This window comes from Pseudolysinimonas sp. (assembly GCF_057350545.1).
In genome coordinates this window covers 64878-82136 of the sequence record NZ_JBMRCP010000029.1, presented here as the reverse complement: position 1 = coordinate 82136, position 17259 = coordinate 64878, and the positions used below count along the sequence as shown (strand labels likewise).

General features: G+C 70.6%; 13 protein-coding genes. 5 read left to right on the top strand and 8 right to left on the bottom strand.

Annotation, left to right across the window (positions count from 1 at the left end; translation table 11 throughout):
• The first annotated feature begins 74 nt into the window (after positions 1–74).
• The 3 genes from ACO1X9_RS04015 to ACO1X9_RS04005 all read left to right on the top strand — a co-directional run bounded on the left by ACO1X9_RS04015 (position 75) and on the right by ACO1X9_RS04005 (position 3691).
• On the top strand, positions 75–842 hold the full coding sequence (locus tag ACO1X9_RS04015; protein ID WP_486349542.1) for an IclR family transcriptional regulator: 768 nt from the start codon (positions 75–77) through the stop codon (positions 840–842).
• 136 nt (positions 843–978) lie between these two features.
• Entirely contained in the window at positions 979–2649 is a 1671-nt protein-coding gene (locus ACO1X9_RS04010) for a thiamine pyrophosphate-binding protein (RefSeq protein ID WP_486349541.1), read from the top strand.
• A gap of 73 nt (positions 2650–2722) precedes the next feature.
• A complete protein-coding gene (locus ACO1X9_RS04005) occupies positions 2723–3691 on the top strand; it encodes an AraC-like ligand-binding domain-containing protein (RefSeq protein ID WP_486349540.1) in 969 nt (322 codons plus the stop codon).
• 50 nt (positions 3692–3741) lie between these two features.
• Here the strand turns inward: ACO1X9_RS04005 and ACO1X9_RS04000 are convergent, their stop codons facing one another.
• Positions 3742–5151 (bottom strand): aldehyde dehydrogenase family protein, encoded by a 1410-nt coding sequence (locus ACO1X9_RS04000; RefSeq protein ID WP_486349539.1) that lies wholly within the window; start codon positions 5149–5151, stop codon positions 3742–3744.
• A gap of 166 nt (positions 5152–5317) precedes the next feature.
• Here ACO1X9_RS04000 and ACO1X9_RS03995 point away from each other — a divergent pair, with 166 nt between their 5' ends.
• Together ACO1X9_RS03995 and ACO1X9_RS03990 are read left to right on the top strand one after the other, a co-directional pair.
• Positions 5318–5908 carry a TetR/AcrR family transcriptional regulator gene (locus ACO1X9_RS03995; RefSeq protein WP_486349538.1) on the top strand — a complete coding sequence of 197 codons (591 nt, stop codon included), beginning with the start codon at positions 5318–5320 and terminating at the stop codon, positions 5906–5908.
• 43 nt (positions 5909–5951) lie between these two features.
• Positions 5952–7925: a primary-amine oxidase gene (locus ACO1X9_RS03990; protein ID WP_486349537.1), complete on the top strand. Its 1974-nt coding sequence runs from the start codon at positions 5952–5954 to the stop codon at positions 7923–7925.
• Between the two features lie 19 nt (positions 7926–7944).
• On the opposite strand, the gene ACO1X9_RS03985 is transcribed toward ACO1X9_RS03990, so the two are convergent.
• The 7 genes from ACO1X9_RS03985 to ACO1X9_RS03955 form a co-directional block, all read right to left on the bottom strand.
• Entirely contained in the window at positions 7945–8388 is a 444-nt protein-coding gene (locus tag ACO1X9_RS03985; protein ID WP_486349536.1) for a DUF3237 domain-containing protein, read from the bottom strand.
• 28 nt (positions 8389–8416) lie between these two features.
• Positions 8417–9430, bottom strand: coding sequence for an ABC transporter permease (locus ACO1X9_RS03980; RefSeq protein ID WP_486349535.1), 1014 nt, complete (start codon positions 9428–9430; stop codon positions 8417–8419).
• 16 nt (positions 9431–9446) lie between these two features.
• Positions 9447–10943, bottom strand: coding sequence for a sugar ABC transporter ATP-binding protein (locus tag ACO1X9_RS03975; protein WP_486349534.1), 1497 nt, complete (start codon positions 10941–10943; stop codon positions 9447–9449).
• A gap of 58 nt (positions 10944–11001) precedes the next feature.
• A complete protein-coding gene (locus tag ACO1X9_RS03970) occupies positions 11002–11997 on the bottom strand; it encodes a sugar ABC transporter substrate-binding protein (RefSeq protein WP_486349533.1) in 996 nt (331 codons plus the stop codon).
• Between the two features lie 32 nt (positions 11998–12029).
• The gene (locus ACO1X9_RS03965; RefSeq protein ID WP_486349532.1) at positions 12030–13673 is read right to left on the bottom strand and encodes an amidohydrolase; all 1644 of its coding nucleotides are present in this window, start codon (positions 13671–13673) and stop codon (positions 12030–12032) included.
• A 142-nt stretch (positions 13674–13815) separates the two neighbouring features.
• A complete protein-coding gene (locus tag ACO1X9_RS03960) occupies positions 13816–15285 on the bottom strand; it encodes an NAD-dependent succinate-semialdehyde dehydrogenase (RefSeq protein ID WP_486349531.1) in 1470 nt (489 codons plus the stop codon).
• Positions 15282–17201, bottom strand: coding sequence for an FAD-dependent monooxygenase (locus ACO1X9_RS03955; protein ID WP_486349530.1), 1920 nt, complete (start codon positions 17199–17201; stop codon positions 15282–15284). The genes ACO1X9_RS03960 and ACO1X9_RS03955 overlap by 4 nt, the downstream gene beginning before the upstream one ends.
• Positions 17202–17259: the final 58 nt, after the last annotated feature.

Below are 17259 nucleotides of genomic sequence, written 5' to 3'. Positions count from 1 at the left end.
AGCGTAGATAGGTAAAAGGATGCTGTCGAAGATCGGTCGGGATGTGGCCATCCAGCCGCCTTGCTGTCCATAATATGGACGTGACGGTTCCGGGGACCCAGGTGATCGGTCGCGCCGCCGCCGTGCTGCGTGCCGTGAGCGGTGCGATGCCGCGCGGGCTGGGCACCACGGCGCTCGCGACCTCGACGGGCCTGTCGCGCCCCACCGCGCACCGTCTGCTCACCTCGCTCGCGGCCGAGGGGTTCGTCGACCGCGATGCCCTCTCTGGACGGTGGGTGCCCGGACCCGAGCTGTATCTGCTCGGCGCGGTCGCCGCGGAGCGCTACGACATCACCGCCCTCGCCCGCCCGATCGTGCGCTCGCTCTCGGACGCCACGGGCGAGAGCGCGTTCCTCTCCGCGCGCCGCGGCGACGAGACCGTCTGCGTGCTGCGCGAGGACGGCGCCTTCCCTCTGCGCTCGCACGTGCTGTACGAGGGCATCCGCTTCCCCCTCGGCGTCGCGTCGGCGGGCCTCGCCATCCTCGCCTTCCTGCCCGACGCGACCGTGGAGCGCTACCTCGCCGACGCCGACCTCGGGGCATACGGCGACTCGCACTCACCCCGACGACTGCGCACCCGTCTCGCCGAGACGCGGGCGACGGGATGGTCGCTCAACCCCGGGCTCCTCGTCGAGGGCAGCTTCGGCATGGGCGCGGCGGTCTTCGACGCCTCCGAGCAGCCCGCGTGGGCGCTCAGCCTCACGGGAGTCGAGGCCCGGTTCTCGCGCGAGCGCCGGCCCGAGCTCGGGCGACTGCTGCTCGAGCACGCCCACCGGTTGTCGAAGGCCCTCGGCGGCCGCTGACCCCTCGTCACGGGCGCGCCGCGCGGTTATCATCGACCCGTCCGGCCCTTCGGCGGCCGGTGCTCGCAAAAGGGGCACGAAGCGCGCGGCGCGAGACACACACGGAATCGATCCGTCGTCTCGAGAGGTCATCGCCATGCCCACCGTCTCCGCGCACGTCGCCGCCGCCCTGTCCCGCCACCTGTCGGCGGTCTTCGGCGTGATGGGCAACGGCAACGCGCACTTCCTCGACGCCCTCGAGACATCGACCGACATGCGATTCGTGGCCGTGCGCCACGAGGCCGCCGGAGTCGTCGCCGCGGATGCCCACCACCGCGCGGGGGGCGGACTCGCCGCGGCGACCGCCACCTACGGCGCCGGCTTCACCAACACCCTCACGGCACTCGCGGAGTCGGTGCTCGCACGCGTGCCGCTCGTGCTCGTGGTCGGCGACGAGCCGACCTCCGGCCCGCGCCCCTGGGATGTCGACCAGATCGCCCTCGCCTCGGCCGTCGGCGCCCGCACGTACACGGCGGGGCGCGACGACGCCGCAGCCACCGCCGTGATCGCGGTCGAGCACGCCCTCGCCTATCGAGTGCCCACCGTGCTGGCCCTGCCCCACGACGTCGCGTCACGCGCGGCGGGACCGGTGCCGACCCTGGCGTCACCCGAGCTGCCCGCCCCGCTCGCACCGTCGGAGTTCACCCGCCGGGGCATCGCCGAACTCGCCGAGCGGCTGCGGCAGGCCGAACGCCCCCTGCTGCTCGCCGGCCGCGGCGCGTGGCTCGCGGGAGTGGGTGACCTCCTCGACGAGCTCGCCGCCGCGACGGGCGCGCTGACGACGACGACCGCGCTCGGGCGCGGCCTGTTCGGTGACGCCGAAGGCGATCTCGGTGTCGCCGGCGGCTTCGGCGCGGAGGGCGCGATGCAACTCGTGCGCCAGGCGGACGTGGCGGTCGTCGTCGGGGCCTCGCTCAACCAGTTCACGATGCGCTTCGGGGAGCTCTTCGCACCCGGCACCCACGTCGTGCAGATCGACACCGCACCGACGGCGACCCACCCGCACGTCGGCGCCTACCTGCGCGGTGACGCGCGTCTCGTGCTCGAGGTACTCCTCGAGGAGTTGCACGTGCGGCACGCCCCGCCCGCGGCATGGAGGGCGGGCGTCGACCTCGCGGCTGCACGCCGCCGAGACCCGGGCGCGGGTCTGGCCGCCGACGGCCGCCTCGATCCGAGGTCGGCGGCGGTGCGGATCGGCGAACTCCTCCCCGAGGACCGCGTCGTCGTCTCCGACGGCGGGCACTTCATCGGGTGGGCGAACATGTACTGGCCCGTGGCGGCTCCCGACCAGATGATGATGATCGGCACGGCCTACCAGGCGATCGGACTCGGCTTCCCGAGCGTCGCCGGCGCGGCCGTGGCCAAGCCCGACGCCACGATCGTGCTCACGACGGGGGACGGCGGCGGCCTCATGGCACTCGCCGATCTCGAGACGGCGGTGCGCGTCGCCGGCGGTCGCGGGCTCGCCGTCGTGTGGAATGACGCCGCCTACGGCGCCGAACTCGCCGTCTACGGGGTGCAAGGACTCGCCCAGGAACCGATGCGCATCCCCGAGGTCGACTTCGCTGCCCTCGCGCGAGCGGTGGGCGCCGAGGGCGTCGTCGTGCGGCATCCCGACGACCTCGATCTGCTCGCGGCCTGGGCCGCCCGGCCTGCCCACGAGCGACCGTTCCTGCTGCTCGATCTGCGCGTCTCGGAGACGATCATCGCGCCCTATCAGACCGAGATCCTCGCGGCGAACCGCACGGGGAGGCCGCCGGGCGCCTGACTTCCCTCCCGGGCGGGCTGGCACCGGTCGCACGGATCGTATATGGTTTGGGTCACTCGATGAGGAGGATGGGATGGCGACGCTCTCGACGGTCCCCGCGGTCACCGACACATCAACGATGGACTTCTCCGCGTTCCGCGCGGCCGCAAGCCAGTCCTTCGTGCCGCTGAACTTCCATGCCGACGAGCCGGATGCCTTCTCGGGCCGCATGCGCGGAGTCGACCTCCCCGACATCCACGTGTCCGAGATCGCCGCGACGCCGCACGTCGTCGAGCGCACGCCCGAACTCGTGGCCCGAGGCGAGCGCCCCCAGCTCAAGGTCAGCCTCCAGCTGGCCGGCACCGGTCTGCTGATCCAAGACGACCGAGAGGCGCTGCTCCGCCCGGGCGACATCGCGCTCTACGACACCGCGCGGCCCTACTCGCTCGTCTTCGAGGGCGACATGCGCATGATGGTCATCATGTTCCCGCGGGAGCAACTCGAACTCGCGGCCGACGCGATCGGCCAACTCACGGCCGTGCGATTCTCGCGCGACTCGACGCTCACCCCGCTCGTGTCCTCGTTCCTCGAGCGTCTCACCGCCGGACTCACCGCGACCGACGGGGCGATCGGTCTGCGACTCGCACGCAATGCCATCGACGTCGTCGAGACGATGCTCGCGCAAGAGCTCGGCAGCCACGTCGAGTCGGGACACCGCGGGCAACTCCTCGCCCGCATCCGCTCCTACATCGACGATCACCTCGGCGATCCCACCCTCGACCCGGCGCGCATCGCGAGCGCGCACTACATCTCGACCCGTCTGCTCCACGCGCTCTTCCACGCACAGGGGACGACGGTTTCGGCGTGGGTGCGTTCCCGGCGCCTCGAGCACTGCCGCCGCGAGCTCACCGACGTCGTGTTCGCCGACCACCCGGTGAGCGCGATCGCGGCCCGCTGGGGCCTCGTCGACGCGGCCCACTTCTCACGCCTGTTCAAGGCGACCTACGGCTCGTCGCCGCGTGACCTCCGTGCCGAGACCCTCGGGACCGCCCGGGCGCAGTGACGTGAGCCCCCGCCTCCGAGGAGGACGAGGGCTCACGCCGGCCGAACGGATCAGCCGTTGATGATCTGCGGGACCGCGACCGCTTTGAGTCCTTCGACGCCGAACTCGAGGCCGTAGCCCGACCCCTTGACGCCGCCGAACGGGATCATCGGGTGCACGCCGCCGTGCGAGTTGATCCAGACGGTGCCGGCCTCGATGCGTTCGGCGACGGCCCGGTTCTGCGCCGGATCGGGGCCCCACACCGACGCGCCTAGTCCGACGTCGAGTCGGTTCGCGCTGCGGACGGCGTCGTCGACGTCGGTGTACTTCACGATCGGCAGCACGGGTCCGAACTGCTCCTCGTCCACCAGCGCGACGCCGTCCTCGACGTCGGCCACGAGCGTGATCGGGAAGAAGTTCTCGCCGAGTTCGGTGGCGGGCTCGCCGCCCGTGACCACGCGGCCGCCGTGCGCCTTGGCATCGTCGACGAGCCGCTTCACGATGTCGAACTGCTGGGGGTTCTGCAGCGGCCCGAGCACGTTGGCCTCGTCCAGGCCGTTCCCCATGGGCACCGCGCGCGCCACGGCGGCGAGCGCCTCGACGACGTCGTCATAGATGGAGTCGTGCACGTAGAGCCGCTTCAGCGCGGCGCAGGTCTGGCCGGTGTTGATGAACGCACCCCAGAACAGGCCCTCAGCGATCGCCGCCGGGTCGCTCCCCGGGAGCACGATACCGGCATCGTTCCCGCCGAGCTCGAGCGTGAGCCGTGCGAGGTTGCCCGCCGAGCTCTCGATGATCTTGCGGCCCGTCGAGGTCGAGCCGGTGAACATGACCTTGTCGATGTCGGGATGCGCCGCGAGCCGTGCCCCGACCTCGCGTCCACCCGACACCCCGATGAGCACATCGGGGGGCAGTACTTCGTTGAGCACCGAGATGAGGGCGAGGACACTCAGCGGGGTGTACTCGGAGGGCTTCACGACGACCGTGTTGCCCATGCGGAGTGCGGGCGCGACCTGCCAGATGGCGATCATCATCGGCCAGTTCCAGGGGCCGATGGCGCCGACGACTCCGAGAGCCTTGTAGATGAGCTCGGCGCGCGACTCGCCGTCGTCGATGACGACCTGCGGTTCGAGCGGGGTCGCCGCCGTAGCTCGCAGCCACGCGGAACACGCCCCGACCTCGAAGCGCGCATTCGGCCCGTTGAGCGGCTTGCCCTGCTCGCGGGAGAGCAGGGTGGCGAGCGCTTCGGCGTGGGCGTCGACGCGGTCGGCCGCGGCGTTCAGCAGTTCGATGCGGGCCGCGTGCCCCAGCGCGTTCCAGGCGGGCTGAGCGGCCTTCGCCCGGCCGACGGCGTCGTCGAGCTCCGCGACGGTCGCGTCCGGCGCGCGCCCGATGATCTCCCGCGTGGCGGCATCGGGGATGTCGCGTCCGGAGCCCTCGGGGGCGCCGACGCGCGCGATGAGGTCCGAGTAGTCGGTCATGGCGGTCTCCTCAGGGGATGGTCGATGGTCTCAGCCTCGCCGCTGCAGGACGCGGGGATTTGCCGCTCCGTGCAGGGACTTAGGCGCGCAGCGCAAGACAACCGCTCCGAGACGGCGGCTACGATCGACGGGCGCCGCCCGCCGCGGCCCACACCGGGAGGATGCCGTGCCCAAAGTCGTCGATCACGACGCACGTCGCCGCGCGATCGTCGATGCGGTCATCCGCGTCACGGCGCGGGACGGTCTGGCGCAGGTCACCTCGCGCTCCGTCGCGGGCGAGCTCGCGGTGTCGGTGGGGTCGCTCTGGCACTACTTCGACAACTTCGACGCGGTCGTCGACGAGGCGGGCCACGAGGTCGCGCGACGCACGATGGCCCGCATCCGAGCGGCCGCGGCCGACCGACGCGGCCTCGATCGGGTCGCGGCGATCGTCGAGGAGCTGCTCCCGCTGCGCGCCGACACCCGCGACGAGGCGTTCCTCATCGTGGGCCTCTGGGGGCGGGTCGCGCTCGGGAACTCCGCGCAGGCCCCTCGCGACCGCGAGCTGTGGACCCCCGAGGTCGCGGCCGCGCTCGCGGAAGCGGTCGAAGACGGCGCCTTGCTTCCCGAGACACCCGTCTCGGCGGTCGCGGAGCTCTTCCAGGCACTGATACTCGGCCAGCAGGTGGTCGAGGTCGTGGACGACGTCGCGTCGGCCGATCATCGCCGCGTCGTGGAGACCTGGCTGCTCCCCTGGCTTGCGCCGCGGTCCTCCTGAATTTATATTGAGCGCAGGCTCAAAATAAATTCAGGAGATGGCGATGACGCATCACCACCACGACGTCGGCACCGGCGCGACCGCCGCCGAACATCCGCTCGATCCTCTGACACCCGACGAGATCGCCGCCGCCCGCGCGATCCTCGTCGACGCGGGACTGCTCGGCGACACCGTACGGGTGCCGATGCTCCTGCCCGTCGAGCCGACGAAAGACGAGCTCGCCGCCTGGCCCGCACGCCCCCTCGAGCGCCGCGTCGACGTGACCCTGCTCGACGTCCTCTCGGGTGCCGTCGTCGAGGCCATCGTCTCGGTCACGCGCGGAGTCGTGCTCGACCAGCGGACACTCGACCTCACACAGCCCCCGTACGGTCAGCCGCAGTATCTCTTCGAGGAGTACGACCGCGCCGCCGAGATCGTCAAGGCGTCACCCGAGTGGCAGGCGGCGATGGCGAGGCGGGGCCTCGACGACCGCCGCGAGCTCGCCTTCTGCGCCCCCCTCGCGCCCGGTTTCGTCGGACGGGCCGCCGAGGTCGGCCGACGCGTCATCAGATCGCTCACGTTCCTGCGCGACACCCCGCAGGACTCCCCGTGGGCTCACCCGGTCGAGGGCCTCATCGTGCACGTCGACCTCATCGAGAACCGCGTCATCGGGATCGAAGACGAGGGCGACGTGCCCGTTCCCGCAGACGGTGGCAACTACTCGGCCTCCGCCGTCGGACCCGCGCGCACGACCCTCAAGCCGATCGAGATCACCCAGCCCGAAGGGCCGAGCTTCGACGTCGACGGCTCGCTCGTCACGTGGGAGAAGTGGTCGATGCGCGTCGGGTTCAACGCGCGCGAGGGACTCGTACTCAACCAGGTCACGTTCGACGGGCGGTCGGTGCTGCACCGCGCGAGCGTGCCCGAGATGGTCGTCCCCTACGGCGACACCTCCCCCACGCGGTTCTGGATCAGCTACTTCGACGCGGGCGAGTACCTGCTCGGCAAGAACGCGAACCACCTCGAACTCGGGTGCGACTGCCTCGGGGTCATCCACTATTTCGATGGTCACGTCGCCGATGACCACGGCAACCCGGTGCGCATCCCCAACGCCGTCTGCATGCACGAGGAGGACTACGGCATCCTCTGGAAGCACCGTGACCTCGACGGCGAGTCGGAGGTCCGCCGCTCCCGGCGCCTCGTCGTGTCGTACTTCACGACGATCGGCAACTACGACTACGGCTTCTTCTGGTACTTCTATCTCGACGGCTCCATCCAGGTCGAGGCCAAGGCGACCGGCATCGTGTTCGTCGGCGCCGGCATCCCCGGATCGACCCAGCGCCACGCGGCCGAGATCGCGCCCGGCGTCTTCGCACCCGTCCACCAGCATCTCTTCAGCGCTCGGCTCGACGTCGCGATCGACGGCGCGGACAACTCGCTCGTCGAGATCGACGCGGAGCGCATCGCGATGGGCCCGGAGAACCCGTTCGGCAACGCCTTCGGCTGGACGGAGACCCCCCTCGCCACCGAACTCGCCGCGCAACGCGAGGCCGACACCTCGGTCGCCCGCGTGTGGGAGGTGCGTTCGGCCTCCCATCGCAATCGGCTGGGGAAGCCCACGGCCTATCACCTCATCCCGCAGCCGACGGCGCTCCTCATGGCCGACCCGGCATCCTCGGTGGCGGCCCGCGCCGCCTTCGCGACGAAGCACCTCTGGGGCACCGCCTACGACCCGCACGAGCTGTGGCCGGCCGGTCGCTACCCGAACGCGCACCAGGGCGGATCAGGGCTCCCCGCCTACGCCGCCGACGACAGGTCGCTCGACGGCACCGACATCGTGCTCTGGCACACGTTCGGGCTCACCCACATCCCGCGCCCCGAGGACTGGCCGATCATGCCGGTCGACTACGCGGGGTTCTGGTTCAAGCCCTACGGCTTCCTCGACGTCAACCCCGCGCTCGACATCCCCGAGGCGTCAACACCTCACCGGGGGCACGCGGGCTGCGCGTGCGGGCCGGAGGGGTGCGCCTGTCACTGACCCGCGTTCCGTGCGCGTCTCAGAGCACCTCGAAGACGTCGATCACCGACCGGGTGACGATCGTGCGTGCGCTCGCGACGAAGACGGAGCGAGTGAGCCACTGCAACCGCGGCGCCACGGTGCGGAACCGCGGGGTGCATCGGAAGTAGTTCATCTGCTCCATTCCGCCGCCCTCGCCCTCGCGGTGCCGCAGGTAGGCGAGGTTCACGACGTCGACCACCTCCCCCTCGTCGGTGCGGAACAGGTACCTCGCCTCGAGCGCGAAGGTGCCGTCGGCGCGCGTGCGCGCCCAGTCGGCGCCGCCCGGGAGGAGCACACCCGAGAGCTCGCCCTCCACCGTCCCCCCGACGATCGGCAGATACACGAGTTCCTCGGCGTCGCGCTTCTCGAGCGGGACGGGAGGATCGACCTCCGCCGTGATGCGGAAGCTGTAACGCAGCTCGGGAGGGAAAGGTCGCGTCATCGGAGGTCTCCCGGTTCGGCGCGGGGGCTCACGCGGGAACGTGATCGTCGGCGAGATCGAGCAGGCGGGCGGCACGAGCGTCGAGCGCTCGGCGCACGCGCTGGACGAGCACGCTGAGGGCGATGGCCACGATGAGTGCCAGACCGCTCGCCACGCTCTGCCAGAAGCTCGAGACCCCCACCAACACGAGCGAGTTGTTGAGGATGCCGAGGAACAGCACCCCCGTCGCGATTCCGAAGACGGTCCCCTCGCCGCCGGTCAACGCCACTCCGCCGAGGAGCACCGCGGTGAGCACCGCCAGCTCGAACCCCACTCCGAGCTGACCCGACGGGGCGGAGTTCAGTCGCGCGACGACGATCGTGCCCGCGAGCCCCGCCGCGGCGCCCGAGAGGATGTAGAGCACGAACGGGATGCGCCGGATGCTGACGCCGGAGAGGTACGCGGCTTCCCGGTTGACACCGATGGCGTAGACGTGCCGTCCCGCGGGTGTGAGCACGAGGAAGAGTGCGGCGACGACGAAGATCACGACCGCGATCCACACCGAGGTCGGGATACCGGCGAGCGTCCCGACTCCCAGGAAGCCGAACTCCGAGCCGAACGAGTTCCGGGGCAGGGGGCTCATCAACTGGGCGACTCCGCGCACGGCGGTGAGCGTCCCGAGCGTGGTGATGAAGGAGCTGAAACCGAGGACACAGGTCAGTACGGCGTTGAAGAGGCCGACGATCGCCCCGGCAGCGACCGCGAGAAGCACCGCGACAGCGGGTGACCCGCCGCCGCCGTTCATGACGATGCCGGCGACCACGCCCCCGAGTGCCAGTGAGCTGCCGACCGAGAGGTCGATGAATCCGGCGATGATGAGCATTCCCACCGGCACGGCGACGATGGCGATGATCGCGCCGTCGATGAGCACGGAGCGCAGATTCGACCACTGGAGAAGGTCGCCGGTTGCGACCTGCACGACGACGACGATGACGACGAGCAGGGCCAGCAACGGGTTCTTGAGCAGGAAGTCGGTAAGCCGGGCGGTGAGCGGCAGGTTCATGTCGGTCTCTTCGGGGTCAGTCGGAGTCGGAGTGGATCGCGTGGAGCAGTTCTTCGGGAGACGTCGTGGCGACGTCGATCTGGTCGACGATGCGCCCCTGCGCCATCACGACGCAGCGGTGTGCGAGCGCCACGACCTCCTCGGGCTCGTTCGTCGCGACGAGCACTGCGAGCCCCTGGGTGCGCGCGAGCTCGATCACGACGCGGTAGATCTCGTGCCGTGCCCCGATGTCGACACCCTGCGTCGGGTCGTCGAGCAACAGCACCCGCACGCCCGAGAGATCGTTGACCCAGCGGGCGAGCAGGATCTTCTGCTGGTTGCCACCGGAGAAGCGACCCGCCGCGAGCTGCGGAGCGTCAGGGCGGAGCGCGAGCAAGCCGGTCGCGCGGTGGAACGTCGCCCGCTCGTCGTCTCCGCGCCGCAGGCCGAACCGGGTCAACCTCCGCATCGCGGAGATGAGCACGTTCTCGACCGCCGGCAGGGAGAGGAACAGCCCTTCGCGGAGCCTGTCTCCGGGCACGAGCGCGATTCCGGCCCTGAGCGCCGCCGCGGGCGAGCTCACGTCGGCTGCGGTGCCGTCGATGCGCACGATGCCGGCGGCTCGTCCGGTGCGACCGAAGAGCGCGTTGAGCATGCGCGTGCGACCGGACCCGATGAGGCCGTACAACGCGACGACCTCACCTTCCCGCACCTCGAGTTGCGCCGGAGCGAGTCCGACCGGGTGGTAGTCCTCGATCCGGAGGCGCACGCCCGCGCCCTCCGGCACGGCGGCGGGCCGCGCGTCGAGGTTGTCGGCGCCGTCGCTGATGACCGAGACGAGGGTTCGGCGGTCGGCCGTCCTCGACCAGGGCGACGAGTAGACGGAGCGTCCGTTGCGGAGCACCGTCACCTGATCGGCGAGCTTGTCGACCTCGCCCAGGAGGTGGGTCACGTAGAGGATCGCCATCCCGGTCGCGCGGAGCTCGAGCAGCAGCTCGCCCAGGCGCGCGGCCTCGGCGACGCTGAGCGCTGCCGTGGGCTCGTCGAGGATGAGCAGCCGCGCGTCGCGCTGCAGGGCCTTCGCGATCTCGACGAGCTGACGCTGGCCGATCGGCAACTCGCGCACGAGCACGTCCGGATCGACCGACGATCCCACGCGGTCCAGCACCTCGCGGGCCTTCACGCGTTGACGCGCGGCATCGACGAACGCTCTACCGACGCGCAGCTCCTGCCCGAGGAAGAGGTTCTCGGCGACCGAGAGCCCGTCGATCAGGCTCAAGTGCTGGTAGATCGTCGCGATACCCCTGGCGATCGACTCGCGCGGTTCGAAGCGTTCGAGCGGCGCGCCCTCGATGGCGATCGACCCGCTGGTCGGCTCGACGGCCCCGCCCAGGCACCGGATGACCGTGGACTTGCCGGCGCCGTTGTGCCCGAGCAACGCGTGGATGCTGCCCGACTCGATCTCGAGCGAGACGTCATCGAGCGCGAGCGTGGCTCCGTAGCGCTTCGTGAGATGGTCGATCCGGACGGTCACCCGGGTTCCTTTCAGACAGGCGAGGTGCCGCGCGACGGGCGCGGCACCTCGCACACGATCAGCCGCCGAGTTGGGCGATGTACTGGTCGAGCTGCGTCGAGTCCTGCGTGACGAGTTCCACCGGGATATCGACGCTCGCGTCCTCGACTCCTTCGCCGAGCGCGATGGGGATGTCGATGATGTTGTCCAGGAGGACGAACAGGTCGAAGTAGATGATGCCGCGCACGAAGTCGCCGTCGCGCATCGCCTTGAACAGCGTGATGTTGGGGTCGAGACCGCCGAGGAAGGTGTGGGGATCCTTGGCGTCGCGACCGGCTGCGAGGAGGGCCTGATAGGCGCCCTGCCCGCCGTCGCCCGTTGCCGAGAGCACGATGTCGACGTCCGGGTGCTGGGCGAGCACGGCGGCGGTGACGGTGAGCGCCTCATCCGGCGTGACCGACTGCTGCTGCGCCACGATCTCGTAGTCGGCGCCCGAGTCCTTGAGTCCGTCGAGCAGACCCTCCGTGCGCTCACGTCCGATCTGGATCGTCTGATCCTCCAGGATGAGTACCTTGGCGGAGCGTCCGAGCGTCTCGGTCGCCCACTCCCCCGCGTACATGCCCAGTTGGTAGCCGGAGTCGTAGAACGAGAACTGGAGCGTCGCGTCCTGGTTCTCGAGGTCACCGCCGTAGGTCACCCAGTACTTCCCGGCGGCGCGGTAGGCGGCCGCGATGGACTCGAGACTCGCCGGGTCGGCGGGGAATGAGACGACCGCGTCGACGTCGCTCGAGAGGTAGGTGTTGAGGTTGGTGACCTGCTTCGCCAGATCCATGTCGTCGTTCGTGAACTCGACGACGATGCCGCGTTCCTCGGCCCGCGCCTCGAGCGCCGGGACCATGATCGAGTAGACCGGGAGGGCCGTGAAGGGGTAGTCGAACAGGATCTTGTCGACCGGTCCCCGATCTTCCGCGGGTCCGGCGTCGGTGTCGGCGGTGGTCGTGCCGCAGGCGCTCAGGACGAGCGCGCCGGCGAGGACGCCGGCGACCGCCGCGAGGCGAGTGGTGATGCGTGACATGGTGCTCCTTCGAGGTGGGATGCCGGAGGGTGTCATCGGCTGTAGACCTGGGTTCCGGCGAACCAGGTCTCGAGAACCCGGGTCCGTGCGAGCCGGGACGGCTCGACGGAGTAGGGGTCCTGGTCGACCACGATGAGGTCGGCGGACTTGCCGACCTCGAGCGAGCCCGTGACCTCGTCGACGCCCATCGCGCGCGCCCCGTTGATCGTGAAGATCTCGAGTGCCTCCGCAACGGTGACCGCCTGCTCGGCCCACAGCGTCCCCGTCCGGGCACCCGTGGGGTCGGCGCGCGTGACCAGCCCCTGGATGCCGATCCACGGATCGGGCACCTCGGAGACGGGCCAGTCGGATCCGCCGGCGACGAGCACCCCGTGATCGAGCAGTTCGCGGTTGGGCTGCATGCGTTCGGCGCGCCCGCGCGGCAGCACTTCGGCGATCGAGTCGAAGATGATGCCGGGGAACCAGAGGTAGGGAGAGATGTCGGCACTCACGTCGAGGTCGGCCAGGCGACGCCGGTCCTCAGGCGCGATGAACTGTCCGTGCGCGACCTGGAACTTCGTGTCCCGGTAGCCGTCGGCACGCATCCGTTCGATCGTGTCGAGGTAGAGGCGCACGCTCGCGTCGCCCGTGCAGTGCACCTTGGCAGAGAGGCCGCGATCCGCAGCGCGGCGCAGCCAGGTGTCGAGCTCGTCGGCCGGGAGAGCCGGCGTGCCGTGGAAATGGGCGCCGTGTTCGTCGTCCGCGAGGTACGGCTCGAGGAACGCCGCCGTGCGCGTCGGCGGCACGCCGTCGAGGAAGATCTTGATGAAGTCGGGCCGGTGATGCTCGGTGCGGTACTGCTCGGCGACGGACCACAGCTCGTCGCCGACGACCGCGGAGCCGAAGATGGGGTCGCGCAGGAACATCGACGTCACGACCCAGGCGGGAAGATCGCCGACGCGGTCGAGGTCGCGCAGTGCGGCGAGCGCGGCGACCGACACTCCGGCGTCCTGGAAGGCCGTCACGCCGTAGGAGTGCAGGATCTCGATCGCTCGCCGGGACGCACGCTGGTACTGCGCGGTCGTCAACACCCGGTCCCGGGCGAGCGCCTCGGCAACGCTCAGCCCGCCCGTCTCGAGGAGCAGGCCCGTCGCACGCCGCGACACCGCGTCGCGCACGATCGCCCCGCCGACCGGGTCGGGGGTCGAGTCGTCGATCCCGGCGAGCTCGAGCGCGCGCGAATTGACCCACTTGTTGTGGTGGCTGTCGTCGGTCAGCGACACCGGATGGCCCGCCGAGGCCGCGTCGAGACGTGCCAGCGCGTCGCCGTGCGTCAGCTGGGGCAGCATCGTCGACGCCCAGCTTCCCCCGGTGATCCACTCGCCGTCGGGGGCGAGCGCGGCGTGCGCGGCGACGCGTGCGAGCACCTCGTCGAGGGTGAGCGTCGGCGGGAACGCGAGCTCGAACAGGTCGGTCACTCCGGCGGCGAGGTGGTGATTGTGGACGTCGACGAAGCCGGGCATGATCGTCGCGCCACCGACGTCGTGGATGCGTGTGCCGGCGTCGGCCTCCGCGTGGAGTCGCTCCGACGTCCCGAGCGCGACGATCCGGCCGTCGGCCACCGCGATCGCGTCGGTCCCGGGTGCGGGCCACGGGGTCAGCACGGTCGCGCCGACGAGGAGAGTGTCGATCTTCACAGGGGGCCTCCGGGCCATCGAGAGGTGGCGGATACACCACCGAGTCTCGACGCGAGACCGGGTCTCGCGGTTGTCCACGTGCGAAGAGCCCTAGTCGCTGAGCGCAGCAGTGCCGTCACCGCGCAGCAGCGCACCCCTCCGGTCAGAACGGGCTGGGCGTGAGGGTGTACTTCGTCTGCAGATACTCGTGGATGCCTTCGGCGCCGCCCTCGCGACCGAGCCCCGACATCTTCCAGCCGCCGAAGGGCGCCGCCGCGTTCGACACGACGCCGACGTTGAGCCCCATCATCCCGGTCTCGATGCGCTCGACGAGACGTTGGGCACGGGCGAGGTCCCGGGTGAAGGCGTACGAGACGAGACCGTACTCGGTGTCGTTGGCGAGGCGGATCGCCTCCTCCTCGTCGTCGAAGGCGGTGATGGCGAGCACCGGGCCGAAGATCTCCTCGCGCAGGATGGCGCTACCCGGAGCAACCCCCGCCACGACCGTGGGCTCGAAGAACGTCCCGGGTCCGGGGATCGCCGATCCTCCCGTCGTCACCCGCGCGCCCCGGCCGACCGCGTCCGCGACGAGCGAGGCCGCCTTCGCGACGGCCCGGTCGTCGATGAGCGGACCGATCGCGACGCCGTCCTCGGTGCCGCGGCCGACCCGCAGCGCCGCGACCCGTTCCGTGATTCGGAGGGAGAACTCGTCGACGACGTCGCGATGCACGAGGAAACGGTTCGCGGCGGTGCAGGCCTGACCGATGTTGCGGAACTTCGCGAGCATCGCGCCGTCGACGGCTCGGTCGAGGTCGGCGTCGTCGAACACCAGGAACGGCGCGTTGCCGCCGAGCTCCATCGATGTGCGCAGCACGCCCTGCGCCGCCTGTTCGAGCAGACGCTGACCCACCGGAGTCGAGCCCGTGAAGGAGAGCTTCCGCAGCCGCGGGTCGCGGATGATCGGCTCGCAGACCGACCCGGACGCGGTTGTCGTGATCACGTTGACGACACCGGCGGGAAGGCCCACCTCTTCGAGTAGGCGCACGAAGTGCAGCGTCGTGAGGGGCGTGAGCTCGGGTGGTTTGATGACGACCGTGCAGCCCGCGGCGAGGGCCGGCGCGATCTTGCGGGTGGCCATCGCGAGCGGGAAGTTCCACGGCGTGATGAGCAGGCACGGGCCCACCGGATGCTGCGACACGACCATCCGACCCGTGCCCTCGGGATTGGCGCCGTATCGTCCCTGCACGCGCGTCGTCTCCTCGCTGAACCAGCGGAGGAACTCGGCACCGTAGGCGACCTCCCCCCGGGCATCGGCGAGCGGCTTGCCCATCTCGACCGTCATGAGCAGAGCGAACTCCTCCGCGCGTTCCCGGAGCAGGTCGAAGGCGCGACGCAGAAGCTCCGCGCGCTCGCGCGCCGGGGTGATCGCCCAGGCGGGGAAGGCGTCGACGGCCGCGTCGAGGGCGGCGATCCCGTCGGCGGGCGTCGAGTCCGCGATCTCGCGCACGACCGCACCCGTCGCGGGATCCCGCACGGCGAAGGTCCCACCGTCTGCGGATGGGCGCCACACACCCCCGACGAGGAGTTCGCGCGGCACGCGAGCGAGGAGTGCGGCTTCTCGGTCGGCGGTCACGTCGCCGCGTCCCGCGCGGGGCGGTCCACCGGTGCGAGAAGCACTCCCTCGAGGAAGCCCTCGAGGTCCTCGGTCGCCGCGAGCGGCAGCACCGCGGCGACGTACTGGTCGGGACGGACGACGACGACGGCGCCCTCCCTGCTGATCTCGCGTTCGGCGAAGATGTCGGCCGGGTTCCATGTCGAAGGACCTGCGGCGTACACCTTCTCCCAGTCGGTCAGGCCGAGCGGACCCGACTCGGGCAGGAAGAGCCGCGGGACACGGGAGATGTCGACCGCGTCGTGCGGCTGCTGATAGACGACCTTGATGTCGAACACCGCGTCGGGGTCGGCATCCCCGGGGGTGAACCGCGCCACCGGGCCACGGGTCGACGACATCCACCCGGCCCACCGCTCGAGGGCCGACGACTCCCCCGCGGCGGGTGCGTCGGCGAAGGCGTAGATCCGCCAGCGTCCGTCGGCGCGTGCGTGGTGCCCGAGGTGGATCACGTTGCCGTCGCACACCCTCGACACCGGCACCGACTTGAAACGCTTCCCGATCGGGAAGCCGGGAGCGAGCGAGGCGTGCGCGTCGCCGAGTACCGCGAGCGATGCGGGGTACTGGGTCATGAACCCGGAGGGGAACTCGGCCGTCGCGAGGTAGTAGGTGGCGAGGTCCTGAGGGTCGGAGATCTCCTCGGGCTTACGCGCCATGAGCGACGACCACTCGCGGTCGAAGTCGATGAGTTGCTGCGCGACGGGCTGGCGTTCCGCGGAGTAGGTCGCCAGTAGCGACTCGGGGCTGCGCCCGGTCAGCACCGAGCCGAGCTTCCAGCCGAGGTTGAAGCCGTCCTGCATCGAGACGTTCATGCCCTGGCCGGCCTTGGCGCTGTGGGTGTGGCACGCGTCGCCCGCGAGGAAGACGCGCGGCGTCCGTTCCGAGTCCTCCGGCACGTCGTCGAACTTGTCGGTGACGCGATGCCCGACCTCGTACACGCTGTGCCAGGCGACGCTTCTCACATCGAGCGAGTAGGGATGGAGGATCTCGTTCGCCCTGCGGATGATGTCGTCGACCGGGGTCGCCCGCACGTCGCGGTTCGCGCCCTCGGGAACCTCGCCGAGGTCGACGTAGACCCGGCTCAGGTAGCCGCCCTCCCGCGGGATGTGCAGGATGTTGCCCGCCCGCGCGTTGATCGCGCACTTGGTGCGCCAGTCGGGGAAGTCGGTGTTGACGAGCACGTCCATGACGCCCCACGCGTGCGCGGCGAACTGTCCGACGTGCGTGCGGCCGATCGCCTCCCGCACGCCGCTGCGCGCCCCGTCGCAACCCACGACGTAGCGCGCACGCACCGTGCGCTCCTCGCCCGCCCGCGGCCCTGCGGTGTACCGCACTCGCACCTCGACGGGGTATTCCTCCTCCTCGTGCGTCGTGAGTCCGACGAACTCGATGCCGTAGTCGGGCGCGATGCGTCCGGGTCCGTTCGCGGCGGCCTCCGCGAAGTAGTCGAGCACGCGCGCCTGGTTGACGATGAGGTGCGGGAACTCGCTGATCTTGAACGCGTAGTCCTCGGTGCGAGCGGTGCGCACGATGCGGCTCGGGTCGGCCGGGTCGGGTCCCCAGAAGTTCATGTACGCGATGTTGTAGGCCTCGGCGACGATCCGCTCGGCGAACCCGAAGGCTTGGAAGGTCTCCACGCTGCGCGGCTGGATGCCGTCCGCCTGTCCGAGCACGAGGCGGCCGTCGCGCCGCTCGATGACGCGCGCGGTGATCGACGGGAACCAGGAGAACTGCGCCGCGAGCAGCATGCCCGCAGGGCCCGAGCCGACGACGAGCACGTCCATCGCGTCCGGCAGCTCCGACGGTCGCGCGACGCCCGCGCCGCTCGCCTCGACCACCCTCGGGTCGCCCGAGACATAGCCGTGGTGGTGGAACTGCATGACTCTCCTCTGGTCGCACGGCGGACGACTCCGTCGGGCCGGTGCCTCGTTGCCCCGT